Source organism: Paenalicyclobacillus ferrooxydans (assembly GCF_001399675.1).
In the GTDB taxonomy this organism is placed as follows: Bacteria; Bacillota; Bacilli; order Alicyclobacillales; family Alicyclobacillaceae; genus Alicyclobacillus_B; species Alicyclobacillus_B ferrooxydans.
In genome coordinates this window covers 49579-76025 of sequence record NZ_LJCO01000011.1, presented here as the reverse complement: position 1 = coordinate 76025, position 26447 = coordinate 49579, and the positions used below count along the sequence as shown (strand labels likewise).

Here is a 26447-nt window from a genome sequence, read left to right as displayed (position 1 = left end):
GTAAATGTGTCCTATTTGTGAGTAGCTCGTTTGTACCAGGAGAATAGCTCAATAAGCAACGATGTCCTCTGATCAAGAAAGGCCGACGCACCATGCGTCGGCCTTTGATGAAGTGTTCTTAGATGGAAATCAAGATGGAAATCAAGATGGAGATCAAGATGGAAATCAAGATGGAAATCAAGATGGAAATCCGAAGTGCCTTTTCAAGCACGGCACGCAGAATGAGACCTTAGTGGTTATAGACGGCTGATGATGGACCGTGCGGCGTGAACACCGCTGCTTGCTGCCTGCGAGATGCCTCGAGAGATACCTGGGCCGTCGCCTGCGCAGAACAGCCCTTCAATGGGGGTTTCAAGGTTCTGGTTTACCTCTGCGCGCGATGCGTAAAACTTCGCTTCCGCACCGTAGAAGAGGGTGTGTTCGCTCGCAATGCCAGGTGTAACATGGTTTAAGGCTTCAATCATCTCCTGCAGTGCAACCATTGTCTTGTACGGCAGGACCAGTCCGAGATCACCAGGTACGGCTTCCGGCAACGTCGGTTCTACAAACCCCTCGCGAATCCGCTCCGGCGTGCTGCGCCGCCCTTTGAGGATATCCCCATACTTTTGGACAATAATGGACCCGTTCGACAAATCGTTTGCATGCCGGCAAATCTGCTTGGCAAACTCGTTCGGCCGATCAAACGGATCGGTAAACTGATGACTTACCAACAGCGCAAAGTTTGTGTTCGACGATCCAAGCAGCGGGTCTTTATAAGCGTGACCGTTTGCAGCCATGACGCCGGTGTGGTTTTCAATGACGACATGACCGGACGGGTTGCTGCAAAATGTTCGTACCCGTAAGCCTGTCGACGGCGAATTGAAGATGAACTTGCCTTCATAGAGGTTTTCGTTGATCTCCTGCATGACAACGTTTGAGGTCTCTACCCGCACACCAATATCCACTTGATTGTTCGTCATACGCAGGTTGTGGCGCTTGAGCAGTTCTGATAACCATGTCGATCCGTCTCGACCAGGCGCCATAATGACGTACGGTGCAGTCAAGGTTTCACCGCCTCGAATGCTCACCCCGCGGACCTTGCCCTCTTCGACCACAAGGTCTTCGATGAAGGTACGGAAACGAAGTTCAACCTTTGCGGACAGGTATTCAAAGATGCTCGTCATGAGCTCGAGGTTTTTATCCGTACCGATGTGGCGCACCTGCGCACGCAACAGTTTCAACCCGGCCCCCATTGCTCTCCGTTCAATATCCGCAACAGCTGGTGTCGTGGGATCGGTGATTGTATCTGGCGCCCCGTGACGCATGTTGATATCGTCCACGTAGCGAATCAGTTCAAGGACTTTGGATGGCGGCAAGTAATCCGTGAGAAAACCGCCAAATTCAGATGTGATGTTGAACTTTCCATCACTAAAGCTCCCCGCTCCGCCGGCACCGTTAATGACGCCGCATGCAGGCCAGCAACTCGCATATGTCTTGATTTTGTTGGCCGGAGGACACTTTTCAATCTTCCCTTCCATGATTGGACAGTGCCGGTATTTTGCCTCGACCCCTTTATCCACCAGTAGGACCTTCGCATTCGGTGCCTGCAAAGAAAATTCATAGGCAGCGTAGAGCCCGGCCGGTCCAGCACCGACGATAATTACGTCATATTGGTAGTCCATCAAATAACCATCCTTTCGACGGTCAGGAATATTTGTCTCACGCACGGTCAGGAATATTTTGTCTCGAACACAATCAGGAGTCTTTGCGTCGCAATCGCACGCGATCAGGGTTGCGAACGTTTGTACGCCAAAAACCAAAAACGTTCGTATTTCGAGCCTCTCCTATTATACACGAGTCCGTGCCTCGCTCAAGACCGTCTTGTTCAACAGCTTCTTCAACAGCAGGACAGTCCGAACGACCACTCGCTCAAGCTGGATCAAAAACAAAGGTTGGGCATTTCGCCCATTCCGTCTCCAGGACCTGTGCGTATGCTGTATGGTCTGACGCCGAGGAGGTGAATTTCATGTACGGAACATTCGGCGGATACACGCAGTGGGCAGTCGTTTTCTTGATCATCTTCGTCCTGTTCTTCTTGCTGGTACCGGGCTATGGGTTCGGAGCTGGTGCAAGTTGCGCAGCAGGTGCAGGTGCATACTAATCACCGCTGCTTGATCAATGCCGCTCAACCAATCGCGCTTAGTCAATGCTGCTTATTCACTGCCGCTTAATGACAGATGTCGTTTTACCGACCACTCGTTTGTTGGCCCCCGCAACCTTGCGGGGGCCAACTGTGTTTACTCCGAATGAAAAGCCCTGCTTTGCTCATACTACCCGCGAATCCACTGCGAAGGGGACGTTTTCATCATGAATACAGCAGACGCTTCAATGTTCGACCTACTGTCTCATTCACAGTCCGTCGCCCTCCTTGGTGTATCACCAAGACCAGATACTCCAAGTTATGAAGTTGCTTCATATTTGCAGTCACAGGGGTATCAACTCGTTCCAGTGACTGACGGGGACGATTCTGTGGTCGGATATCCAACCGCAAAAAGTCTCGACAAAGTCACAGAACCAGTCGATGTCATGTCTGTCTTTTTGACGAGTGACCAGGCACCAGCCCTGACAGACGATGTATCCCGTCTTGGAGTCAAGGCAATTTGGGTTCAGCCGGGGTGTTCTGCCAACGTTGAACAGGCGTGCAAGCAGACGGGAGTTCCAGTTTACACCAACCATTGCATCATGCGGGATCATCAGCGTCTGCTTGGCAATGCTAAGGCGTAGGCAGGACTGAGCGACCGTCTCTAGGAAAAGCGGTGCAGCCAATTCCATGGACATGGAATTGGACAGGCATCAACCTGTCTCAATCACCAACCACCACCTCATCACCATCACTATCATCATCACCATCCACATGATCAACTCGACCCACATCAGCACGACTATCCATGCCGGAAGCGTTATCAAACGTTTCCGGTTTTCGCTGTTTGAAGAAGTCTGACTTTCTATTTGCTCATCGGCCAGTTGCCGTCACGATGGCGGTATTTGTGAACCACTCGAATCCCTTCCCGAATGACCTTGACAAGTGCTCCGGTGATAATGACAAAGCTGGCAATGGCAACGAGGACCCGCAACGCGTCGGGATGAGGAGCCACCATGGTTCACCTCTCTCATAGTTTGACTGTGATTTCCTCGTTGGAGTTGGTTCCCCTGCCTGATCAGGCTTAAGATAAGGGTGAACCATAAAAACAGTCTGAAACGACTACTCTAACAGAATCAACTCATTCGGTGACCCTGTCGTTCGCGATTCTGTTGATTTCATGTTTCGCCAGGTTGCTATGTATGGAGGAGGATCAATTTGGAGCATACTCATGAAGCAAATTTGCATGTATCCCTACAGGAATTATTAAATGATATCGCTGATACCATCGCTGCATTTGACGGCCGGATCGGTTATACAACAACGTCAACTGGACAGTGCCAGTTAAGCTTTGCTGGTCAGCATGAGACTGCCTCTGTGACCATTAAAGGCAGCGTCAAAGAGCAAGGTCTGGTAAAGGTGCAGATCGTGAATGAAAATACAGATGCATCAGATGAACCGCAGACGTTGTATGACGGGCCGTTTTCGCCTGCTGCAATGTATCAAAAGATAGGTGCCGGGCTTGCACAATGGTACGGCGACCTCGTTCGCAATCGAACGTAAGTGCACAATCTTGAGACGTTTCAAAAGGGATGTCCGAACCAGAACGCATGCCCGCTTGGACGGACATCCCTTCCTTGTACCGATGCATACCCCAAGGTTGCAGTCTCACGAGCCATACCCCCGGAAGACAGGGTTCTACTCTCACGAGACAGTTAGATCCTCATGACAAAGTTGCACCCTCACAACAAAGGTGCACCATCACGACGGTTTTCGCGATTTAAACGTGTGGCAGCAAGTTTGAGCAGAGTTTTGAGCCGTATCCTTGTGTGCCCCGCCGAGTAAGCCGAATTCCTCCTTCAGATTCGCATTCGCGTGTTCGTCGATACTCACTAGAATCGACGATGCAACGCAGTCATTTCCCTCTGCCCAATACTCACAATTCGAAACACTGCACTTTACTTCGACCTGCATTGTGCGACACTCCTTTTCAAAATCCATTTTCCACTGCGTTCTACTGCATGAAATGCACGTGTTCGGAAAACCCTATTTCCATCTTCAGCGAAACGAGGAATTGTTATGCAATCGGGACTGAAGCAACGTCTGCTTGTCCGACTCCTCTTCATCACCTTGGGTACTGTGACAGGATGCACTAGCCCCAGTCAAAGCGGAGCGATGGTTCAATCGGAGGACGGGGTTGTCACAGGGGGCGCCCGCCCGCTCCACATAAGTGCACACCAGACAGTCCGATTTGATGCCTCGCTTCAGCTCGTCACAGTGGATCTCACTCACATCCGCGAATTGGCAAACAACCTGCCTCTCGATGCAACGTGGGATGCCGAACGACTTCGGATCACCGTGCCGAAGAATTGGACATTGCGTGTTGCGCTCCCCGTCAGGTCCACGTATCGTGCGACTGTGACACCCTTTTCTATTGGTGCGAAAGACCTACCGTTAGTCGAGGGGCCATTCCCATCAGCTCACGGCAACGATCTGTTTCTTCGCACTGCCACCTCCGGCCAGTACAACTTGTTAGTGATGATGCCTGGGCAAAAGGGTGGGCATGTTTTGGACATCATTCGTGTGACCGACACGACCTCCCCATCGATTACAAAACTCTCATAGGCCCTCTCTTGCGACTTAGCACCGCCCATGCGGTCACGTTCAGGCGGCCTTAGTCGGTGACAGCCTCTTAACCACCCTCATGTCGATCCGTTAAGTCGCTCCGAGCGACTTAACTTCCGATTTTCCCCGACTTAAGTCGGGGAGAGCGACTTAGCACCGCCCATGCGGTCCCGTTCAGGCGGCCTTAGTCGGCGACAGCCTCTTAATCACCCTCATGTCGATCCGTTAAGTCGCTCCGAGCGACTTAACTTCCGATTTGCCCCGACTTAAGTCGGTGAGAGCGACTTAGAACCGCCCACGCGGTCCCGTTCAGGCGGCCTTAGTCGGTGACAGCCTCTTAACCACCCTCATGCCGATCCGTTAAGTCGCTCCGAGCGACTTAACTTCCGATTTTCCCCGACTTAAGTCGGTGAGAACGACTTAGAACCGCCCATGTGGTCACGTTCAGGCGACCTTAGTCGGTGACAGCCTCTTGACCACCCTCTTGTCGATCCGTTAAGTCGCTCCGAGCGACTTAACTTCCGATTTTCCCCGACTTAAGTCGGTGAGAGCGACTTAGCACCGCCCACGCGGTCCCGTTCAGGCGGCCTTAGTCGGCGACAGCCTCTTAATCACCCTCATGCCGATCCGTTAAGTCGCTCCGAGCGACTTAACTTCCGATTTTCCCCGACTTAAGTCGGTGAGAGCGACTTAGCGCCGCCCATGCGGTCACGTTCAGGCGGCCTTAGTCGGCGACAGCCTCTTAACCACCCTCATGCCGATCCGTTAAGTCGCTCCGAGCGACTTAACTTCCGATTTTCCCCGACTTAAGTCGGTGAGAGCGACTTAGCACCGCCTATGCCGCGCCCTTCGGGGGACCTTGGTCGGTATCAGCGACTTAGCGCCGCCCATGCGCTCCCGCCCATGCGGTCTCGTTCAGGCGGCCTTAGTCGGCAAAGGCCTAGCGAAAGAGATGGGCTTCCTTCGGACGCCCTATTGAGCAAGGAAAAAGGGCTGTCGGGAAGACCCGACAGCCTGCATAGTAGAAGGGACGCAACGCGTCCCCTTCGATATTGTTCGCCAAACGCTTTGTCGCCTCACCGGTCAACATGGTGTGCTGACCCGTCAAATCGCTGCAACTTGGGTTACTGTACGACGCTGGTCAGCCGTCTGGCTTCAGCAAAATGGTCCTTGTAAAACGGGTTCCCCCACAACCGCGCCATGATCACGTTGTTGTAATCACTCGATTGCTCGATAAACCAACCATTGGCCACGTAAATCCCAATATGGGTCAGCCCCGGTTCGGTGCCATTCGTCCCGGCAAAGAAGATGAGATCCCCCGTTTTAAGGTTGTTCTTCGACACAAGGCCCCCCGTCAGCGCCATCTGTTTTACAGTACGCGGAAGCGTCACACCGTCTTTGGCAAACATGTACTGGACAAAGCCAGAGCAGTCAAACCCTGCCGGCGTCGTTCCTCCGTAGACATAGTGAACTTTGCCGAGGTAATGTTTCGCGGTTGCAATCACAGCCGCTGCCTTGACGGTTGGAATAAGGATCGGTTCCCCAATCGACAGTGCATTTGGATTGACTGTAGAGTTCACTGTTTCAAGCCGTTGAAGCGAAATTCCGGATAGCTGAGATATTCCCCACAGTGTGTCGCCGCTTTGCACGTGGTACGTAATCGTGCTGGGACTGCCGCCCGTCTTCTTGCTCGTAACCTTCGCTGGCTTTAGACGGCTAGCCGTCTTCCTTCCCGTGGACTTCGTGGCAACATTTTTTCTACCCTTCGCCGTGCTAGTACTTGCACGGGCTGTACTCACAGCCGGGTGCAAACTTGTCGTAGAAGCCAACGCCATCGGGCTAGACATACTCATCGTTATCAAGCCGGCTAAAGCCAGCATTACACTCTGTTTCATTCGCGAATCCCCCGTAGACATCATAGCCTGCCGCTGCGACCAATCTCAGGCCGCAGTCGCGCCCAATGCTCAGGCGCAGATGAAGGCCCGCGTAGAAGTATATCGGGTTTGGGCACAGCTACAATGTCACATTGGTGGGGATTCACCCGCCTTCGCGCAGGATATCCAATTTCAGGAACCCGCGGTACCCGCTCGCCGCAAACCGCGTCCCTCTGTCGCACTTTCACGCTCTGTCGATGCACTTTCACCCTGTGTCGATGTGTCCCGACACTCCGGGACCACATACGCATCCGGGTGCGGCTTCAACACCCGCAGCATCCAGTACGGACGATATAGACCGCCTGGTCCCGGAGCCGGCCGGGTCAACGTTAACCAACGCTCAAAAGCCTGATAGGCTCGTTTGGTATCGACTTTGATCTGACCGTATTGACTCTGACCGGAAACCTTCTCCACAGAGACGCGTTGGTGCCAGCACATCATGCCGCTAATCGGATCGGGCTGAACAGGAAAGATGATGTTCTGATGCACACCGCCGTCTGTCCACCAGACGCGGCTCGTGTCCGGATCGCTGCTCTGCCACGGCTGCGGACCGTGCACCTGACTGATACTCCAGTTCCCATCGTCGCCGCTGTTCATCTTGACAAGGGATGAATTCCACCGGTCACTGCCGGTTGTTTCGTGCAGGCGCCAACGGCCCAGGTGGTGGGAGCATGCAATAACCCCTGGCTTGATGCCTTCTGTCACCCAGACCTTATCGACGAGCGATCCGATTTCCGTTGTAATACGCACCTCATCCCCCGTCCGCACGCCGAGGCGCCTTGCGTCAACCGGGTTAACCCAGACGGGATTCGTATGCGCCGTCTCGTGCAACCACTTGGCGCCATTGGTACGGCTGTGAATCAATGTCGGCAATCGGAACGTCGGCAGGAGCATGTACTCCCCTTTGCTTCTATCGATGGTCTTGTGGTGAACCTGGCTGACGATATGAATCATCTCGTCGCGCTCACGGTCATTGCGCGGATAAATTGGAATGGCGTACTCCGGCCATCCCCAATCCCGCAGGGTCGTTGAGAAAAACTCCAGCCGTCCGGACGGTGTCGGGAAGCCTTTGACCGGTTTCCCATCAACCACAATACCAGCCCGAAGCTGTCCCTTGGCGTTCTTGAATGGCCCCGGCTGCGGTGCATGGTTCGGATTGTGCGGCAGTTTGTCGACCCAGACCCCGGGCTCCGTGTGGCCGGGCTCCGTGTGGCCGGGCTCCGTGTGGCCGGGCTCCGTGTGGCCGGGCTCCGTGTGGCCGGGCTCCGTGTGGCCGGGCACCGTATGGCCGGACTCCTCGGCCGTGTCTCCCTCATCCGACTCAGTCTCTTCGGAACAGACGTCGGCGTGTTCCAGAACACTGGCGTCGAGCGGCCGCTTGTGGACCGCGTAGACATCCTTCGTGATTTCAAACGCTGCATAGCGGCGCATGTACTCCATCGGCGTCATGCCTTCCGCCGCAGCTGCCGCGGGGAGCCCCGGCACAGCGTTTTCGAAGATCCACTGGTAGTACTCGTCAATCGTGATTTTCTCACCCGGCCGGTACGGCGACTCAAAATGCTGGCGGATGCCAAGCGATCCATCGGGATCAATACGCCACGACAGTTCAATCCAAAACTCGTTTTCCTCCCAGACCTCGCCAGGGTTTGTGTCGCGCGTGTCGGTGATCGGATCGCCCTTCTTCGCCTTCGCCACCCTCAGGACCGGTTGCCGAAAACCAATCCACTGCGACGCATGGGTTTCATAGCTGTGCAGGTCATGCCGTTCTGTTGCGAGCCCCATCGGAAGAACATAATCCGAAAACTGGGCGGTCTCTGACCACACCGGCGAGAGCGTCACGTGGCACCCGACCCGTTCTTCGTCCTGAAACATCTCAATCCATGAGAAGCCGTCCGGAAACGTCCAGACCGGGTTCATCACGCGTGTGAAGTACACCTCAAGCCGCTTGTTTCGCTTCTTGAGGATGTGCGGCAGCATAAAGCTCATCTCAAAATAGGACAGGGGATACTCCCGCGGCCAATGATTTTCGTTCCATTCCTGAATTGGGGCAGGAGCAGAGTTCCGGGCGGGAACGAACTTGACCCAGGCGTTCGGGATCATGCTTCCTTCCTCACCTACAGCGCCCATCAGGACGTTCAAGAACATCAGTGCCCGTGTGATCATCCAGCCGCCGCGGTGACCTGCTGCCGCATTTCGCCAGATATTGCTTGAGAAGGATTCTCCCGCCTTGGCAATCTCATCAGCAATCTGCCGCAACATCTTGGCGGAGACGCCAGACTCCTCCGCCGCCCACTCCGGCGTGTAATGGCTGTAAAGCTGTTTCAGGACGAAGACGAAGTCGTCAAACTGGCGTCCGTCCGGGATGGTCTGGATAAACTTCCTCTCTTTCAGCCGCGCCAGGTACTGCCGGTCCGCCAAAAACTCGTTCCAGTTCGTCCACTGACGTACAAAGTCATGATTGAAACGATCCGTTTGAATCAGTTCATTCGCAATCGCGAGCAAAAGTGCGGTTTCTGTCCCTGGGTACGGAGACAGCCAATAATCTGCCTTTGACGCAGTGTTTGAGAGACGCGTGTCAACCACAGCGATCTTGGTACCCTTTTGCTGTGCCTCGATAATCCGCTGTGCATTCGGATTGAAATAGTGACCCGACTCAAGATGCGAACTCATCATCAGGATGAAACGTGCATTCGAGTAATCTGGCGACGGTCGATCCATGCCCATCCAAAACGCATATCCCGCACGCCCGCCGGCAGAGCAGACGTTGGTGTGACTCGACAGGCCGTCAATCCCCCAGGCTTTCAGCACCCGCTCCGTGTACTCGTCCTCGCCCGGGCGGCCAACATGATACACCACTTCGTCTTTGCGCCCTTCGGTGATACTCTTTCTGATCCGCTGTGCAATATCATCGAGCGCCTCGTCCCAGGAGACCCTCGCCCAGTTCCCTTCACCCCGTTTGCCGACGCGCTTCAGCGGATAAAGGATCCGTTCCGGGTTCGTCATCTGACTGACCGTCGCCGGGCCCTTGGCGCAGTTTCTGCCCCGACTCCCTGGGTGAAGCGGGTGGCCCTCCAGCTTTCTGACTTCACCTGTTTCCTTGTCGATATAGGCAAGTAATCCGCAGGCTGCCTCACAGTTGAAGCAGACGGTCGGAACCAGTTCATAGTGGTGTACTTCTTTGCGCGGCCAGGCCTTGGCATCGAGTTCTGTCCAGTCGTCCCAGTTCGCCGGTTCAGGATGAGAGCGCAGATGGCCAAAACCTTGGGTAAGCTGCTTGTGTTGTTCCGAGATACTCACAGATACACCTCCTGATTTAAGGAAGTCAGCTTTTTGACGTTCACTCTGCTCAAGCTGACCTGAGCGGGATGTTTGATTTCTTACACCGAGGATTCGGGTCCTCTGCTAAGACAACGGGACCGATTGTCCCGCTTGGACGTACGCATGTTCATAGGCAAACAATCCGCAGAGGGCCAACACGGCTCCAACGGCCGGCAAGGCTACCGACGTCACAAACAAACTGAGAACCACCGGCACAGCTGCACCGACGATGAGACCCGTCCAGAAATATCCCTTATATCGTCCATGGAACATCTGTTTGGCAGCTTTCGCTGCGTCAGCCGTAGTGTGCGGGATAGCGAGCTCACTGACCAAGAGCGCGAGGTGGACCAACAAGGACGCGAGCAGTGTCACGTGTACAATCGTCAGTGACGCACCGGGGAGCGGTAGAAAGAGACCCACGATGGCGAATACAGCTGCACCGGAGAGTGCTGCCTGAGACAACAGATGAAGCGGCAGAGACGGGTTTTGCCACAGGTCACGTCCCTTCGCCTGTGCAAACAAAAACGCCGTGTACATGGCGGTGAACGCAGCCAAAATGACACCCGGTACCGATAATGCAACATTGCCGGCAGAGGTACCCGCGACTCCGAGCACAAACTGGATCAGTAAGATGATGCTGTAGCCAAGGATAATGAAGGAGCCGCGCACCAACCATGACTTCCACTGCGGTCTCGTAAAAATTCGGATAAAACGAGCAGGATGTTCCAGATCCGCAATCAGAACAACACCGGTTACGGCGAGAAAGACACCTGCAATGATCGCTGACAGCACATCCCAGACAGGTGACAATCGGATCCCCGCAAACGAAAGAATGGCAAACATCATGAAGACCCCGGCAGAAATCGATTTGGTCCAGGTATAGAGCGAAACCTCCCAATGCCAGGGATGAGCATGAGGCACGTCATACGCCAATCGGGCCGCGGCGACGCTGTGCTTCGGGGTATCTGTCTTTGCGTGATGTACCGGATATGATTCCTTTTCCTCAGAATACAAGTGCATCCCCGTATATTCTGATTTCGAAGGATTTAAAGTATAATCGCTGGCTCCGACGTAAAACACCTTGGGATTGGTGCCTTTCTCCGGCTTACGGACGTCGGCCTTGTTGCGGCTGATGAGTTGCAGGACTTCACTGTTTGGATCATTCAGGTTTCCAACCACAATGGCCTCGACTGGGCAGACAATCACGCAGGCTGGCTCGAGCCCCTGATCGATCCGATGAGCACAGAAGTTGCACTTCTCTGCACTGTGTACGTCCGGGTTGATGTAGATGGCATCGTACGGACATGCAGCCATACAAGCCTTACAGCCGATGCACACTTCCCGGTCAAAGTCGACGATACCATCGGGTCTCTTATACATCGCTGTGACCGGGCAAATCGGCACACAAGGTGCATCATCGCATTGGTTACAACGCGTAATCTGAAACTGCCGACTCACTTCTGGATAGACGCCGACCTCAATCTGTTTCACGTAGGTTCGATTCACACTGAGCGGAACGTCGTGTTCCATTTTGCAGGCAATCGAACAAGCATGACAGCCAATGCAGGTCTCCTGATTGATAACCTTTCCCCATCGGATTGGGGCCTCTGACCCAGCAGCGCTGCCTTCCATAAATTCCGTATCTAACACAGAGCACGACCTCCTTTGCAACGATAGTAACTTCAGCGTATCATCGCGCGAAACGTTGGAGGTAATGCAAAGCCTGCATGGGGGCATTCAGGAAATAAAGCGCTTTCGTATCATCCACGCAGCCATGGCTGTTCCCGGTACGCCAATGAGGACCACCGTAAACCAAACTGGGGTGACAAACAGCATGAACTTTTGCAAGTCCGCCCCGTTTTTGAACAATAATAGGCTGCCAGCCCAAACCGCACCACCCGCGGGGATAGCAATCAACTTCGCTGAGCTGAGGTTAAAGGAATAGCGAAGAAAGTCGCAAAGGATAAAATGAAACAGTGAGAACTTAAGGAACATCGTGATAAGGACAATCATCACCAGGATGGTGTCGAGTCGCTCGATAAACTGGCCATAGCGAATACTTCGCACAACTTCGAGCCCAGGGAATGCGAGGTAAGTTGATGCGGGCCCTAGGACAATAATCACCATCACGTCAATCATCAAAAGAATTGCCGTAATAATCGTTCCCGCTATCAGTACATCTTTGGCAATCTTGTTTCGGTCCTTGACCAAGTGCAGAAACTGAAGAGCCGCAATCAGTTCCAGTGCAAAAGAAATATCCGGATTAATCGCAGCACGGAGAATCGGCTTCCACCCTGATGATACGAGCGGAAGCAACAGATGGACATCTGCCACTCGTAATGGCAGGAAAAACAGGACGATGTACGCCGCAAGAATTACAATTGTAAACACCTCTGCAAGTCGGCCAATCACCTCAATACCGCTGTATACGGCATACGTGAATGCCACGGCGATAGAGAAATTGATAATGTACAGGGCCGTTTTCGGAAGAATCGTGACCTCAACAAACAGATTGAGTTCCCGAACCAGCATACACATAAAGACATACGCCCATAAAACACCAAAGAGCGATGCTGCTCTCCCGACATAACGACCAAACGCCTTGTCAAACGCATCAAACAAAGATCCTTCGGGGAAGCTCCGGTTAAACAACCAGACGATACCTGCTGCAAAAACGACTGTCACCATGAACATCAACGCGACGATCCACCCATCTCGGACGGTAAAACGAGCAATGGCAAACGGGATGGTGATGGTGCCGGTGCCCAATATTCCCCAGACGAGCAAGAACACAAGTTGTACCCTGGAAATCTTGATGTTCACCCGTTCTTGCCCCTTTCAACTCAGACGTGATTATAAATCCACTCCGTCATTGGCATAAAAACGGCCTTCAGAGGTTCCAGTGGGTCTAGCTGCGGCCACACGTCCGTTTCAACGAGTACCGCAAAAAATACTGTCATGCCTAGCAAAACCAGTTGTACGGCCCAATCTTGAAACTTTTGCTTTGGTTTGACAATAATCCACTCGGCTACTGTCCCGCCAACAAACAACATGGCAAACCAAATCACTTGACCTTCGCTTCCCTTCCTGATTTTGGCGGTAACTGCGCGCGCGTATAATCCACCGTCGGTCCCGTTGCACTGAGCCCGGTACGCAATAGATGAATTTTCACATCGTACGTGACGGTCGCATGCTGAAACAAATTGTCCCACTCGCCCGAGTACCGTCTCCACAATCTCGGGTGCTGCTGGAACATCGCAGTGCCAAACTGGGCCGTATCCGTACCCTTATCTTGCAGAGTCTTCATCGTTTCTCGCATGCGAAGCTCGACCTCCTGATTGAGTGCTTGCTCCATTTTGTTCATGGCCTCCACATTCAGTTGAAGGTCCGGACACGCTCTCTCGAGTTCTGCTTTTCCTCGCAGTCTGACATGAATGTTGGCTTTGCCGCCTGTGATGATCGGAGACACCTTGACCTTCGTCGCCAGAACACGAAATGTCGAGCCTATATCCACTCCCGATTTCCCCTGACATGGAACATTCAGCACAATGTCTCGGGTAGGACCAATCATCCAAAACAATCCCTGTGACTGCTCCGTATTAAGAGACCCAACAAGTTGTGGTCCTTGAAAGATTCCGACCCCTGATACCACGGGGCTGTTCTTCGAATCCAGGTCAAGTTGCGTCATGATTGGAGCGTTTGACGCCTGCATATATTCCCGGATGACACGCAGCTGTTGACTCATTGCCACGGGGGAGTTTTCGGAATACTGTTCCACAAGTTGTCTCAGCCCCATCGCGTTAATACCCTCTGGTGTTGTGGGGGCTTTCAACAAGTCACGTGCCTCCCCTGAGGTCACCAAAATCAATTCGTTTCTTCGAAAGTTCCTATCCCGATCCAAATAGTCGAAGGACCTTTCTATCCCATGCTCCGCGTATTGTTTACCAAATATGACAAGGGTGTTGTGGGGTAAGAAGAGTTGCCGCGGCACCTGGGTATTCAGTTTGTTCATAGCCTGCTCAATCGTTGGGCCGGTTGCGTCTGCCACCATGTACTGGGGTCCTGTCGCCTGTTGTGCTCCTCCTTGGGCACCCTGAGCCAACACAATCTCAGCACTGACACGAACCATGTTGGCAACTTCATCCACGCCAAAGGCCAAAACAAGGTTGATTGAATCTACCTCAGCTAAATCCCGAGTGCACCCTGGCAAACCAAGTGTCATGGCCAACGTCAAGGTAATGATTTGAACCCGTCTCCACCGTCTCATCGTCTATTGGTCCGTCTGTGGCCGGGGTTGCGGTGTCCGGTTTCGTACTTCATTCGTCACGGAATAAATCTGAGGCCGTGTCCGCATCAGCCACCAAGGTGCGCGTAAAATCGAATCCTTCATATCCGGTATGACCATTGGCGCGTATGGAGCCATGTAAGGAATCCCGTAGGAACGGATGGACACCATGTGGGTCGTAAGCATGATGCCAAGGATTACAACACCATACAAGCCCAGCAGACCTGATGAGAGGAGGAAACAAAACTGTAAGACGCGGCTTGTGTTTACGAGCGTGTACGATGCAATCGTAAACGATGAAATACCCGTAGCCGCAACCACAATCACCATACCAGGGGAGACAATCCCGGCATTTACGGCAGCATCTCCGATAACCAGGCCGCCCACAATACTGACGGACTGCCCTACTGCTCGTGGCAGCCTCTGGCCCGCTTCACGCAGTGCCTCAAAGAAAAATTGCATTAAGAACGCCTCGAATACCGTAGGAAACGGTATACCTTCGTGCTGCCCAATCAAACTGATTAACAAGGGCGTAGGAATCAAATCTTGCTGATACGAAAGCAAAGAGACATACAAAGAGGGCAGCAGAATAGAACTCCAAAACATGATGTGCCTGAGTAATCGAATGGGAGTGACGATCCAAAAATTTGAGTACATGTCCTCTGAAGCCATCAGACTCTGCACAAACAGGGTGGGTGCAAGCAGCATATGCGTAGCGCCGTTCGCCGCAATTGCAATACGCCCCTGAACAAGACCCGCAATTACCTTATCAGGACGCTCAGTTGATTCTGTCGTCGGAAACGGGGACCAGGGAGCATCTTTTGTCATCTCTCGAATCAGATTGATGTCAAGGATGGCATCTATATTGATTCGACTTAACCGCTGGCGAACCTCAGCTACCAAATCTGCTGGTGCCAAGCCTTCCACATAAAGTATCGATACCGTAGTTCTGGTCAGTTCTCCCAGTTCCGTTGCCTCAACCTTGAACTTTGGGTTTCGAAACCGCTTGCGCAGCATTGCAACATTGATGTCCAGGCTTTCAGTAAAGGCCTCTTGCGGTCCTTCGATGACGGGCTCACTTTGTGACGCCTCGATGGCTTTGCCAGGCATGTTGTTCATGTCGACACCGATGACACTGTCCAGGCCATCCTGATAGATGACCACGCAACCGGATGCCATGGACTTAGAGACAGCGGCCATCGTCGCACAATGCTTGATGGGGGCAGCGGCCATCCTCGACTCAACACTCTGCCCTAGATCATGCAAATCGCTCCCGTCAAGTCCAGTGAGAGGCTCGAAAATTCCGATTTGCATCGCCTGCCTGTCAACCAGGCCGCGCAACCAAGTAATCATCAGCTTGGTGCTGCCAATTTCCATCATCGCAACTTTAAAATCGTCGCAGTTCTTCCAAGTCTCCCTCACGATTGGCTCATACTCTGACAAATGGATTGGTACGCGCACGTCAGAGACTTCGTTATCAGATGCGAGATTTGCCATCAGGTCATCAAAACGTTGTTTCTGGCTGTCACGCTTCCGCATCGTATTCACCCATTCCCGTAAACGAACTTACAGTATTTGTACCCGGAAGCGATATTTGTATGCATAACGTCGTTCTGTAGCAAGCTAGTTGACAAAGGTCTTAACCTGCCCTGGTAAAAAATTCAGCGACTAAGTGAGATGAACTGATGGGTGACAAACTAACGCGGCTCGAGACCATCTATCTAAGTGTCTGGTCTGTCATGGGCACTGGAATCTTAGCCATTCCATTTGCAATTGGACAATTCACCATACGAGACGGCTGGCTGTCAGTGACTGTGGTGTTGTTCACGGGGCTAAGCATCATCCTGGTTGCAATCATCCACAACAGGTGTTTTCCGCAACAAAGTGTCATGCAGGGACTCACACTGTCCTTTGGACGCATCTTTGGGCGAGCCTTTGGGTTGTGGTATGCGCTCTGTTTGTATCTCATAGCTGCTACCGTCTGGAGAGAACTAATTGTCTTCCTTGAAGTCACTGTGTATCCAAAGACAGCGTTGTCCTTACTGGCTGCAGTACTCGTTTTTCCGATTTTTTACGGATTGCACAAAGGAATCAAGAGTGTCGGCCTGTTCAGCGACTTTCTCGCTCCTCTCGCTGTCGTTGTCTCGGCTGTGTTTGTCATTCTCAGTATGGAAGATGTGCAATTGAGCTCACTAAGACCAATACTTACAGACGGGTTGACACCCGTGCTTCGAGGCGCTGTGGTTCCAGGAATCACGTACGTCCTTGAACCGTTAGTCATCCTGCAATTGGTTCAGGACCTGAACCGCAGTAAGTCGTTACCGTGGGACTTTGCAATCGTCGTAGCTCTCGTGTTCTGTTTCCTCTTGGCACTGGAGGTGGTCTCTATTGGTGTTCTAGGGGGGGCTATCGCCGGACTACGCTATCCAATCCTGGAAGTGATTCGCGTCATTAAGATATCGGAGTTTATTGAACGCTTGGATACACTCTACGTGATGGCGGTTCTTGCATCGATCTACATTAAACTGGCGGTCTTTATTTATGCGTTTTGCAAGGCCATGGAGGAGTTATTTGGCCTTTCAAGCCAAAAGGTCGTGATTTGGCCAGCGACACTTTTGGTATGGGCTGGGAGCATGTTCTTGTTCAAAGACGTTGACTCGATGGGGCAATTCATCATCCTCACCACGCCTGCATACTTCATCTTTACCTTCGTGGTGCTGCCTGTGCTCTCTGCTGGCGTTTATCGGTTCTTTCATCCAAAGCCGCATGAGACATCCTGACGCGTGGCAATGAGCCCATGTCGTCATAGCGATGCTGCCAACGAACGAGAGGGATCGTCGTGCTTGTCTTCTGGACTGTTGTATGGACTGTCGGACTTCAACTCTTTCTGTTTGCCATCCTTGGCGGCACTGTCTACATGATTGTGGCTAGACAGCTCCGAAAGCGAATTGAGCGACTATTTTCGGACACTTATTCGGAGAATTTGTGGGAGGGTGTAACAGGCCTCAAACATATGGGGATTGAGCAGACGGTGGAGAACGAGCTGCGTGCCTCGACGAATAAAGTGCTGCATAAACCACTGGGCGGCGCTCGTGACTTCCCGCACTTTGAGGGACTTCTTTTCACCCCCGCTCAATTAGTAAAACTACCCGTAGATGACTTCGTTCCAGTAGATATCTCGACTGAAATCGGACCACGATCAAATCGACCGTTACGTCTGTCTATGCCGATTCTGGTCAGTGCAATGGGATACGGTGTCGCACTCAGCAAGCCGTTCAGTCTAGCCATTGCCAAGGGAACCGCCTTAGCTGGTACAGCTTTCAACACCGGTCAGGGTCCAATACTGCCCGAACATCGCAGTTATGGTAAGCACATGGTTGTTCAGTACCACGGGGCGTTCTGGCGACCAACAGATGAACAACTGGCCGTCGCAGATATGGTTGAAATCCGGTTTGGTCAAGGAGCCAATGCCGGGGCCGGGGCAAGCGTAACAGCAGCTGAACTCCCAGATGATGTCTTGCGAGATTTTATGCAGTACGCGAACCGCCCCGCGAGCACACTGCACATTCCCGCTGGGCTCAGTGAAGTTCGGTCTGGGGATGAGCTCGTTTCCTTGGTCAAGCGACTTCGCGACGTTGCCCACGGCGTGCCGATTGCGGTGAAATTGGCTGCAAGCCATCTGCTCGAAAAGGAAGTCGATATTGCACTTCGCGCGGATGTCGATGCGATTGTCATTGACGGTGCACAAGCGGGGACACATGGTTCCCCAGCCATCCTTGTCGACGATTTCGGTTTGCCGACACTTGCCGCACTTTGCCGGGCCGACAAACACCTGCGTAACCGGCACAAGCGCAACAACACGACGCTCATTATCTCCGGCCGGGTTCGCACACCTGGAGACATGTTAAAAGCCCTTGCGCTGGGTGCGGACGCCGTGTATATCGGTGCCTCGGCCTTGTTCGCCACATCTCATAAACAGATACTCAAGCCTCTCCCGTTCGAACCACCAACGCAACTCGCCTGGGCCACCGGCACACACGAAGCGGACTTTTCACTCGAAGAAGGGGCGCAGAGCCTCGCCAACTTTCTCGTCAGTTCGAGTGAAGAGCTCAAGAGTGGTATCCGCGCCCTCGGCAAGCAGTCCGTGCGTGAACTCGATAAGACGGACCTCGTCGCGTGGGATCCGGAAGTGGCCCGTGTGACTGGTTTGCCGCTCGTCTAAGCAGATTCTTGGCGGAGAATCTGTAAGAAGCATCGAACCAGGACCTTCTCAAACCGCTCGAGTCGTTCAACGATGTAGAGATGCCGCAGGATGTGAAACCCTTCTACCGGCACCTCTACTAAACGACCACTCTGACAGTCGCGCTCTACAGTCAGCCGCGACAAAAATGCCATGCCAAGTCCGACCTCGACGGCTGCCTTAATGGCCTCCGTGCTGCCAAGTTCCATTGCGATCGTCATCGCAGACAACATCCCTGCCGCTTCCAAGGCCGTTTCCGTCGCCTGACGCGTACCGGATCCCTCTTCACGAAACAGAATCGGTTCACCGACCAAATCTTGCAGCGTGACACTCGGCACGCTCGCAAACGGATGCATGGCCGAACAGACGAGAACCAGTTCATCGTCACGCCAGACATCGACCTTCAAGTCCGTCCCGGCATCTACCTTCCCTTCCACAAGCGCGATGTCGATCCGATGCCGCATCAAGTCCTCCAACACCTCGCTGGTATTGGAAATCCGCATACGGATTTCCGACTGCGGATACAAACTGCGAATCCGCCCCAACATTTTAGGCACCAGATATTCGCCAATGGTCAGCGTCGCGCCCACTGAGATACCGCCGCCCTCGTGTCGCATGCGAGCTAACTCTTCCTTAGCCTGCTCGTGGCAGCTGAGGAGATCACACGTGTAAGGATAGAGTTTGCGTCCAAATGGCGTCAAAGTCAGGCCCGTAGCGCTTCTATCGAACAGCAGCCCGCCATACTCGTCTTCCAAAGATTGCAGGTGGCGGCTGGCTGTGGATTGTGTCATATGCAGGATTTGCGCTGCCTTCGTAACACTGCCGTATTCCACGGCAGCCTGAAATACCCGGTGACTCTCAAGATGCATGGATGCGCCCCCTATTCCTCTACATCCCGGATCGACTCCTTGAGGTACGAGTCCAGGCGAAGCATCAAAGAGGACTCTGCGGTGACTGCAGGACCGTCTCCGATATGTCCGGCGGTATCACGACGAGACCCTTTGTCGCCTTGGTGCAATGTTCGCATGTGCAACTCACGCAGTTTTGCCACTACTCCCGCATCTTCGGATTTTGGGAGTAAAAACAGAACCTCATGTGTTTTATCTCCCGGAGACTCTCCGTAGCGAACCTTTACCATGTTTGGGTCCCAGTCACATACAAGCTTGACTACGTCGAGAACCTGGGTCGCATTGGTTGGCAGTTCAGGGAGCATGTACAACTCCAGGGACTGTCCATCAACAAACATATAAAGGACAAGACACTCTTCTTCGTTGACCGATCCGATTCCCCATTCAATGGAATCCACGACTTGCACGGGTCTTGGCCACGCCACCCCAATTTCCGGGTTGTCGTCCCAGAATACAATCACCCCGTCTGATTGCCCAACAGCAGATGGTACAACCTGCACGCTTGCTCCCCCCTTACAAGCCCCTTGTTGTCAGTGGCATACATCGTATTTCAGTCACACGTCTTCAGCCCATCAACTGCTCTGATTCAAACCTTTCGATGTGGTATTCCCGACCATCCGTCCGAATCTGTGCTTCGTAGATGAGGGTATAAATCGCCTGCGTTCCATGCTCGTCTTCAGTCCAAATATCAACTGCGTACAAATCCTCCCGGGGCGGCTTGTATCCATCCAGAGCGGCAGAGCCAAAACCAAGGGGAATTCGAAAATAAACCTTACTGAGCCTTGCTGTCGTTCTTGGAAGCTCAAAGTAGTATGACTTTGCCTCAAACGGAGGGGCAAGGTACATACTGTGTTCAAACAGGTGGAACTGCACAGGTGTTGTGGAAATCCGTGTGTCTTCTGTACCCGACTGCACCATGTAACCATTGAACAGGGCTGCCTTGACACCGAGTTCAGCAAACATTCCCCGAAACTCTTGATACCCGAGGGCCGATGTCAGATCAAACTCCATGTACCCGGCCCTTGGGTCCACAATCGCTTCGGTACGTGACTTCGTAGGAACAAACCTCATGCTTCTCCCCCCCTGAAAAACCACACGATTGATATGATTCAGAACAAAGCGGTTATAAACGAGTATCGTCCATACCTTCTGAAACCCTATAGTCAGACGAGACGTGACCAGCACTAGATGAGAGATGGATAGTTCCTATGTTAACGCAACTATCCATCTCTTGCCTATCATCGTCTTCCTTCAGTTTTGCATCCTTGCAGGTTACGCCTTCTTACCTGCGACAAGTGAACGGAACTTAGCCGGAATCGCCGTCTCGAACCGCAGTGTTTCACCCGTTACGGGGTGCGTGAACGCCAGAATCCGCGCGTGCAGTCCAAGCCTGTCAATTGGACTGCGCTTGCCGCCGTATCGCCTGTCTCCGACCACACTGTGGCCAATACTCTGCATATGGACCCGAATCTGGTTCTTGCGGCCCGTTTCCAATTGAACAGCCAGCAGAGAATACAGCGGTGACTTTTCTATCACCTGGTAATGTGTTACAGCGACCACGCCGTCTCCCGGGCGACTGACGAACATCGTCTTCGTGCTGCTTTCTTTGAGCCAATTTTTAATCGTCCCTTGTTCTTCTTTCACCTGACCCTCGACCAATACCACATATGACCGTTCAAGAATCAGTTCCTTCCAATTATCTTGCAGCCTCTGCTTGACCGTCTCGGACTTGGCAAACAGCATCACCCCGGAAGTTTCTCTGTCAAGTCGGTGGACGATGAAGACACGAGATTTCGGGTTGTTTTCTCGCACGTAGTCGTTCAAGATACGAAACGCAGTCCGCTCTTTCTCTTCCTCGGTGGCAATGGACAACAGGCCAGGCGGCTTGTCGATAACGATAATATCGTCGTCTTCGTACATCATCTTGACCCCAGCCATGAGTTCTCTCTGTTGAACCGATCCGGTGTTTAATACGCTGACTCTGTCACCAGGTATCAGCGGGTGATCGTGACGCGTCACAACGCGGTTCCCCACTTTAATCTGGCCTCGGGTCAGCATAGATTTCACCTTGTTACGACCTTTGTTTGCATACTTCTCTAACAGAAATGGGAGTAGTTGCGTCTCCTTATCCACTATAAAGCCGGGCAGTTTATCCAATATCGTATCACCTCATCTGTGTCCGTAGACCCCATCATTGCCTTATGTCACTTGTGCCATTTTCCACGCAAGAACCCCTACTTGCAAGTCTTTCCGAAAAGCCGCTGTTTTTACATATTGACAGACCTCTTACGGTGTGCAGAAATATTCTGGTAGCGAAACATTTTGTGTAACCTATCGAACCCAGTATGGAGTGACTCTTTTGAGCAGAAGACCAACAATCACGAGTGAGGCCGTGCCTTCTCAGCCCCGAAAAGCCAGCTCGTGGAAAACAACGCTCTGGCTCATGGCTGGAGTGCAATTTATTATGTCTATTGCGTTTTCCAGCTCCAACCCCTTCATGGCCTTTTACGTTGAGCAGCTCGGTGTACACAATGTTCATCGCGTAGAGATGCTGACAGGACTCATTCAAGGCATGACCCCGCTCATGGCTGCACTGATGTCGCCATTGTGGGGTTCTCTATCCGATAAAAGCGGCCGTAAGGCCATGGTGCTCCGTTCTACCATCGCAATTGCTATATTCACCGGTCTCTGCGGGTTTGCACAGAACACGTGGGAACTGCTCGGTCTGAGAGCCATGCAGGGTGCATTCAGCGGATTTTCTGCCGCTTCGATCGCACTCGTCGCAAGCGTTATTCCGGAGGATCGACTGGGATTCTCTCTCGGCTGGATCCAATCCGCAGGCATGGTGGGTACGCTGGTCGGACCGCTTCTCGGCGGAGTCACGGCGGATGCCTTTCATAATTATCGTATTGTCTTCTTTCTTACGACAGGGTTTGCACTCACGGCAACCGTCATCACAGGTATCTTCGTTCACGAACAATTGGCCGCCAAACCCGCCTCCAGCAAGAAACGGCCGTCGCTGCTTCAACAGTTCAAAGCTGTACGCCAGATGAAAACCATTCAAGCAATGTTCGTCGTCTTGTTCCTGACCCAGTTCACTGTCATGAGCGTGCAGCCTGTCTTGTCTGTGTTTATGCAACACCTCGCTGGGAACGTATCATACCTCAACACCGTCGCCGGATTCGCTTTTGCGGTCACGGGTCTCGCAGACCTGATTGCTTCCCCGTTCCTCGGCAAACGAAGCGACGTACTCGGATACCGAAAGGTACTTACCATCTGTATGACGGGTGCAGGATTGTTTTATCTGCCCCAGGCGTTCGCGCCAAACATTTGGATATTCGTTCTTTCCAGATTTGGACTTGGCTTGTTTGTTGGGGGCATCCTGCCGACCGCAAACGCCTTAATCGGACGCATGGCCCCCAGTGACCAGCGCGGACAGATTTACGGGTTTACGTCGAGTGCCACATTTCTTGGCAGTTTTATGGGGCCGCTTCTTGGAGGTCTAGGTTCATCTTTTTTCGGGATTCGCACCATGCTCGGCATGGCTGCTATCCTGTACCTCGCCAATATGCTGTGGGTGCGCCTTCGGGTATCTGAGCCGTCTGCAGCAGTTGTGCAGGACGCGAGCTGATTCGGAAGACAATCTGGTCTAGGTGGATAAAAAAGCAACGGCCAATGGTGCGCCGTTGCTTTTTGCTTTTTGCTTCCGTATGGATTTACTTCCGTATGGATTTACTTCAAAAGGGATGGCTTAGGCTTGCTGTGCGGCCAACTTCACGAATTGATCGTTGACCTCGTCGTTGCATATCCCGCCGTGGTAACACAGTGCTGTATGAATATCGAAGTTGCTGAACTTTCCGAGCGACTTCCACGCTGTATCCTTATCCGGTGTAAACTGCGGGTTCGGGCCGAGTAGTTTTCCACCCTCGGAGATGGTGGCGTCTCCAGTGATAAGTGTCTTGCTTGCGGCATGATACAGACTCACGTGGCCTGGCGTATGTCCTGGTGTAAAGATCACCGTAAGGCCCCCGACATAAGGGAGCACTTCGCCATCGTGGATCAAGACGTCGACCTTAGCCTTCGGTGGTTCGCCTCGTGACGGGTCAAACTTGATGAGCATTTTTTCTCCCTCGATGTAAGGTTTATCGAGTTCGTGAGCCAACACCTCAACCTTATGGTCAACCGCTTTGAGAATTTCCGGTAATCCACCGATATGATCCGAATCTTGGTGCGTCAGAATTACCTTCGATAAACGTTCAAAAGGGACTCCCGCACGGGCCATTTCCTCTTGAATGGCTGGCAGCATGCCTGGGAATCCAGTGTCCACCAAAATGACATCCTTGTCATCCCAGAGCAGAGTCGGATGAATTACCATCTGGTGCTCGCCAAAGTTCATTGTTAAATCGAGTCTTGCAATACCGTCTGCGATTTTTTCCATGCGTTCCTTCCCCCTTATCCCAAATTGGTTCGATATGTATTGTAAGCCTGATTGGGTTCAGATTCAAAATGAGCTAGATCCGGCGGAGAAACGCCTTGACTGTAATCCCATCGTCTGCGGGCTGAAAGTCGAATTCCGGTATCCGCTCAAATCCCAGTTTCTCATACAACTGGAGGGCACCACGCATAAATTCTCCCGTGTGCAAACCAACGCTGCGAAATCCTTTCGCTTCCGAGCGATTGATGCATTCTGTCACCAGCGCCGATGCGATCCCTTGCCCTCGATAGTCTGTTCCGACTGCCAGCATGCGGATTTCCGGATAGTCCAGAGTGTCCTCAAGCATCCCTTCATACGCATCTGATTTGGCAGGAAACAAAGCTACGCTGCCTGCGATGTGTCCATCCACTTCGGCCACAATCAGCTCAACCCCGGGCTGTGCGTCCGCATTCGATGAAATGGCCTGTCGCAAAGCCCGCCAATGACTACTCGGCAGCACGCCTGCATACTCAGAATACGCATGTACTCGTTGCTCGCGGATAAACCCCAAGTCTTCGGTGAGAGCATCGCGTATATTCATGACATCTACCTCCGTTTGTTCGATTGAGGCCCCATAGAAGACCAGGTATAGAAGCCGGGCCGAAACCAGTTTAGCAATCCAATAGGATAACTATAAGCGGCGAAGAAACTTATCCGGACGGGTACTGAGTTTCTCTCTGTCATGCGGTAAATCCCAGAATGACAAATCAGGACCCTTCGGCAAAATGCTGACTTCAGGCTTGTCGGTGTCAATCGTGATCGACAAGTGATAATGCCTCTTAATAGCATCAAAGTCTGTTGTGTCCCCGAAACCCGGCGTTTGGTACAAGTCCCGAACATACCCGGAGAGGTGTCGGAACTCCCGAATGAGGTTGCGATTCGTCTTGAATGCAGTGTAATATGCTGCATCGAACCGGACGAGGGTGGTGTAGAGTCGGACATCAGAGTCCGTGATGAAGTCGCCAAACAAGAACCGCCTTGTTGACAGGCGTTCCTCCAACTCGTCGAGTCGTGCGAAGAGCACGCCATACGCATCCTCATATGCTTCTTGCGAGCGGGCAAATCCACACTTGTACACGCCATTGTTAACATCGTGATAGATGGTGTCGTTTAGTGTGTCGATCTCGTTTCGGAGATGTGCTGGGTACAGATCCGGCGACTGTTCACCGTGAAATGGCAACCAAACAGTTTCCAAATCGTTGGTCAGTCGAAAGTAATCGTTGTTTACCGCTCGGCCTTCCTTCACATCGACCACAACAGGGACTGTCGGTCTGCCTGTGTAGTCAGGGTCCGTATGCAGGTAGATTTCACTCAAGTAGCGGATGCCAAGGACCGGATCGACACCACCTTCGTTAAGGCTAAACTCCCAGTCCACACGGGTAAGCCTCGGTCGCAGCGGACTGACCGTACCCAAACTGATGGTCTCTTCGAGCCCCAAGACCCTGCGTACAATCACCGAGCGGTGTGCCCACGGACACGCTGCGCTCCATATCAGGCGATATCGCCCCGCCTCAATCGGCAACTCTCCTTCTTCGTCTCCAAATCGCGTCACGAAGCGATTGAGCTGACGTTTGAATGCCCCGTCTTGACTGATTTCTGTGGCCGTCCGAACGGAACTTGTTGAATGATCTTGGCGCTGTGGATTGGCTGCCGGCAATTCAGTATCTGGTGCCAACGCTGTCCCTCCTTGCAAAATAACAGATAGACTCGCTTGTTACGTCGGTTACTCGCTATTATCCCACAAATCCGATAGGACAAGAGATTCGGTTTTGTTCAGGTATAAAAAAGGCACGAATTTCCTTCGTGCCTTCAGCTCCGTCTACTCACACTTGTACCTTAGCTGCGATTTGCACATATGCCTCAGCGGTCTACTTGGACATGTGGCTCAGCCGTCTACTTGCGCATGTGGCGCAATTCCCCGAGCACTGCCTTTACCTCGCTCCAGAATGACGGCTTCCAATCCACAACAGATACAAGGTTTTTGGCGAGTTCATCCCGCTCCCAAACCTCAACGTCGTTCACATGAGCGAGTTCACGAGCCGCTTTCGTCAAGTTTCGATTTGTGATGACCATCGCTGATTGTGCATTGTAGTAGCGAATTGCACCGATAACAGCTTGTACCGCATCAATGTCGACGGACTCATTCGCTGGGCACTGTTTACAGTGAACAACAACCTTGTCTCGGCCGGGTCCGGTAACAATGATGTCGGCTCCAAAATTCACTTTACCCTTCGTGCCCTGCGCCTTGAGGCCAAGGTCGTGAAAGTGGACCATCATGCGCTGGAGAAATCCTGCCCCTTCCATTTGGTCGACGTCATCAATGTCAGCAAGTCTCAAGCGCATGACCCTCTGGTGTTTCATCCAGGCAATAAATCCAACGTACACGGCGATCGAAACGAAGGCCTCACCGACCTTGAACGACGTCGAGACAAAGTGGATGAGCCAGTAAAGTAAAAATGCAATCCCAATGACTTTCATCATCCGAATCCCTTTATGTCCTCGTCTCAACCAAGACAACGCTTTTGTATGCAACGTCATCACCTC

General features: G+C 52.6%; 26 protein-coding genes. 8 read left to right on the top strand and 18 right to left on the bottom strand.

What is annotated here, in order from left to right; translation table 11 throughout:
* Positions 1 to 236: 236 nt before the first annotated feature.
* Complete coding sequence (locus AN477_RS02455; protein ID WP_054967726.1) at positions 237 to 1661, bottom strand: NAD(P)/FAD-dependent oxidoreductase; 1425 nt, start codon at positions 1659 to 1661, stop codon at positions 237 to 239.
* Between the two features lie 344 nt (positions 1662 to 2005).
* On the opposite strand from AN477_RS02455, the gene AN477_RS25630 reads away from it, so the two are divergent.
* The 3 genes from AN477_RS25630 (at position 2006) to AN477_RS24195 (ending at position 2980) form a co-directional block, all read left to right on the top strand.
* Entirely contained in the window at positions 2006 to 2140 is a 135-nt protein-coding gene (locus tag AN477_RS25630) for a hypothetical protein (protein WP_281176302.1), read from the top strand.
* Positions 2141 to 2346: 206 nt separating this feature from the next.
* On the top strand, positions 2347 to 2763 hold the full coding sequence (locus AN477_RS02450) for a CoA-binding protein (protein WP_054967605.1): 417 nt from the start codon (positions 2347 to 2349) through the stop codon (positions 2761 to 2763).
* Between the two features lie 46 nt (positions 2764 to 2809).
* Positions 2810 to 2980 carry a hypothetical protein gene (locus AN477_RS24195; protein ID WP_157061776.1) on the top strand — a complete coding sequence of 57 codons (171 nt, stop codon included), beginning with the start codon at positions 2810 to 2812 and terminating at the stop codon, positions 2978 to 2980.
* 4 nt (positions 2981 to 2984) lie between these two features.
* Here the strand turns inward: AN477_RS24195 and AN477_RS24190 are convergent, their stop codons facing one another.
* Positions 2985 to 3134: a hypothetical protein gene (locus tag AN477_RS24190; protein WP_211265938.1), complete on the bottom strand. Its 150-nt coding sequence runs from the start codon at positions 3132 to 3134 to the stop codon at positions 2985 to 2987.
* Positions 3135 to 3337: 203 nt separating this feature from the next.
* Here AN477_RS24190 and AN477_RS02445 point away from each other — a divergent pair, with 203 nt between their 5' ends.
* Positions 3338 to 3682, top strand: coding sequence for a hypothetical protein (locus AN477_RS02445; RefSeq protein ID WP_054967604.1), 345 nt, complete (start codon positions 3338 to 3340; stop codon positions 3680 to 3682).
* A gap of 198 nt (positions 3683 to 3880) precedes the next feature.
* Here the strand turns inward: AN477_RS02445 and AN477_RS02440 are convergent, their stop codons facing one another.
* Positions 3881 to 4093 carry a DUF1540 domain-containing protein gene (locus AN477_RS02440; protein WP_054967603.1) on the bottom strand — a complete coding sequence of 71 codons (213 nt, stop codon included), beginning with the start codon at positions 4091 to 4093 and terminating at the stop codon, positions 3881 to 3883.
* Between the two features lie 105 nt (positions 4094 to 4198).
* Here AN477_RS02440 and AN477_RS02435 point away from each other — a divergent pair, with 105 nt between their 5' ends.
* Positions 4199 to 4744 carry an aminotransferase class IV gene (locus tag AN477_RS02435; protein ID WP_054967602.1) on the top strand — a complete coding sequence of 182 codons (546 nt, stop codon included), beginning with the start codon at positions 4199 to 4201 and terminating at the stop codon, positions 4742 to 4744.
* A gap of 1124 nt (positions 4745 to 5868) precedes the next feature.
* Here AN477_RS02435 and AN477_RS02430 read toward each other — a convergent pair.
* The 7 genes from AN477_RS02430 to AN477_RS02400 all read right to left on the bottom strand — a co-directional run bounded on the left by AN477_RS02430 (position 5869) and on the right by AN477_RS02400 (position 15820).
* Entirely contained in the window at positions 5869 to 6639 is a 771-nt protein-coding gene (locus tag AN477_RS02430) for a C40 family peptidase (protein WP_054967601.1), read from the bottom strand.
* Between the two features lie 171 nt (positions 6640 to 6810).
* Positions 6811 to 9975: a molybdopterin-dependent oxidoreductase gene (locus AN477_RS02425; protein ID WP_083485884.1), complete on the bottom strand. Its 3165-nt coding sequence runs from the start codon at positions 9973 to 9975 to the stop codon at positions 6811 to 6813.
* A gap of 105 nt (positions 9976 to 10080) precedes the next feature.
* Positions 10081 to 11646, bottom strand: a complete 1566-nt coding sequence (locus AN477_RS02420; RefSeq protein ID WP_054967600.1) for a 4Fe-4S dicluster domain-containing protein — start codon at positions 11644 to 11646, stop codon at positions 10081 to 10083.
* An 87-nt stretch (positions 11647 to 11733) separates the two neighbouring features.
* Positions 11734 to 12819, bottom strand: coding sequence for a GerAB/ArcD/ProY family transporter (locus AN477_RS02415; RefSeq protein ID WP_054967599.1), 1086 nt, complete (start codon positions 12817 to 12819; stop codon positions 11734 to 11736).
* A 20-nt stretch (positions 12820 to 12839) separates the two neighbouring features.
* Positions 12840 to 13064 (bottom strand): hypothetical protein, encoded by a 225-nt coding sequence (locus AN477_RS02410; RefSeq protein ID WP_054967598.1) that lies wholly within the window; start codon positions 13062 to 13064, stop codon positions 12840 to 12842.
* On the bottom strand, positions 13061 to 14263 hold the full coding sequence (locus AN477_RS02405) for a Ger(x)C family spore germination protein (RefSeq protein ID WP_083485883.1): 1203 nt from the start codon (positions 14261 to 14263) through the stop codon (positions 13061 to 13063). The genes AN477_RS02410 and AN477_RS02405 overlap by 4 nt, the downstream gene beginning before the upstream one ends.
* 3 nt (positions 14264 to 14266) lie before the next feature.
* Entirely contained in the window at positions 14267 to 15820 is a 1554-nt protein-coding gene (locus AN477_RS02400) for a spore germination protein (RefSeq protein ID WP_054967596.1), read from the bottom strand.
* Between the two features lie 146 nt (positions 15821 to 15966).
* On the opposite strand from AN477_RS02400, the gene AN477_RS02395 reads away from it, so the two are divergent.
* Together AN477_RS02395 and AN477_RS02390 are read left to right on the top strand one after the other, a co-directional pair.
* Complete coding sequence (locus tag AN477_RS02395; RefSeq protein ID WP_054967595.1) at positions 15967 to 17061, top strand: GerAB/ArcD/ProY family transporter; 1095 nt, start codon at positions 15967 to 15969, stop codon at positions 17059 to 17061.
* Positions 17062 to 17120: 59 nt separating this feature from the next.
* Positions 17121 to 18503 carry an FMN-binding glutamate synthase family protein gene (locus tag AN477_RS02390; RefSeq protein WP_245631684.1) on the top strand — a complete coding sequence of 461 codons (1383 nt, stop codon included), beginning with the start codon at positions 17121 to 17123 and terminating at the stop codon, positions 18501 to 18503.
* Here AN477_RS02390 and AN477_RS02385 read toward each other — a convergent pair.
* The 4 genes from AN477_RS02385 to AN477_RS02370 all read right to left on the bottom strand — a co-directional run bounded on the left by AN477_RS02385 (position 18500) and on the right by AN477_RS02370 (position 21586).
* Positions 18500 to 19390 (bottom strand): LysR family transcriptional regulator, encoded by an 891-nt coding sequence (locus tag AN477_RS02385; RefSeq protein WP_054967594.1) that lies wholly within the window; start codon positions 19388 to 19390, stop codon positions 18500 to 18502. The genes AN477_RS02390 and AN477_RS02385 overlap by 4 nt on opposite strands.
* Positions 19391 to 19401: 11 nt before the next feature.
* The gene (locus tag AN477_RS02380; RefSeq protein ID WP_054967593.1) at positions 19402 to 19929 is read right to left on the bottom strand and encodes a hypothetical protein; all 528 of its coding nucleotides are present in this window, start codon (positions 19927 to 19929) and stop codon (positions 19402 to 19404) included.
* 64 nt (positions 19930 to 19993) lie between these two features.
* Positions 19994 to 20500, bottom strand: a complete 507-nt coding sequence (locus AN477_RS02375; RefSeq protein WP_054967592.1) for a hypothetical protein — start codon at positions 20498 to 20500, stop codon at positions 19994 to 19996.
* Between the two features lie 201 nt (positions 20501 to 20701).
* Positions 20702 to 21586: an RluA family pseudouridine synthase gene (locus tag AN477_RS02370; protein ID WP_245631683.1), complete on the bottom strand. Its 885-nt coding sequence runs from the start codon at positions 21584 to 21586 to the stop codon at positions 20702 to 20704.
* Positions 21587 to 21872: 286 nt separating this feature from the next.
* Here AN477_RS02370 and AN477_RS02365 point away from each other — a divergent pair, with 286 nt between their 5' ends.
* Positions 21873 to 23060, top strand: coding sequence for an MFS transporter (locus AN477_RS02365; RefSeq protein WP_054967724.1), 1188 nt, complete (start codon positions 21873 to 21875; stop codon positions 23058 to 23060).
* Between the two features lie 120 nt (positions 23061 to 23180).
* Here AN477_RS02365 and AN477_RS02360 read toward each other — a convergent pair whose 3' ends face one another.
* From AN477_RS02360 to AN477_RS02345, 4 genes are all read right to left on the bottom strand, one after another.
* A complete protein-coding gene (locus AN477_RS02360) occupies positions 23181 to 23867 on the bottom strand; it encodes an MBL fold metallo-hydrolase (RefSeq protein ID WP_054967590.1) in 687 nt (228 codons plus the stop codon).
* Between the two features lie 73 nt (positions 23868 to 23940).
* Positions 23941 to 24444 (bottom strand): GNAT family N-acetyltransferase, encoded by a 504-nt coding sequence (locus AN477_RS02355; RefSeq protein ID WP_054967589.1) that lies wholly within the window; start codon positions 24442 to 24444, stop codon positions 23941 to 23943.
* A 90-nt stretch (positions 24445 to 24534) separates the two neighbouring features.
* The gene (locus tag AN477_RS02350) at positions 24535 to 25560 is read right to left on the bottom strand and encodes a glutathione S-transferase family protein (RefSeq protein ID WP_054967723.1); all 1026 of its coding nucleotides are present in this window, start codon (positions 25558 to 25560) and stop codon (positions 24535 to 24537) included.
* Positions 25561 to 25796: 236 nt separating this feature from the next.
* Positions 25797 to 26435, bottom strand: coding sequence for a restriction endonuclease (locus AN477_RS02345; RefSeq protein ID WP_054967588.1), 639 nt, complete (start codon positions 26433 to 26435; stop codon positions 25797 to 25799).
* Positions 26436 to 26447: the final 12 nt, after the last annotated feature.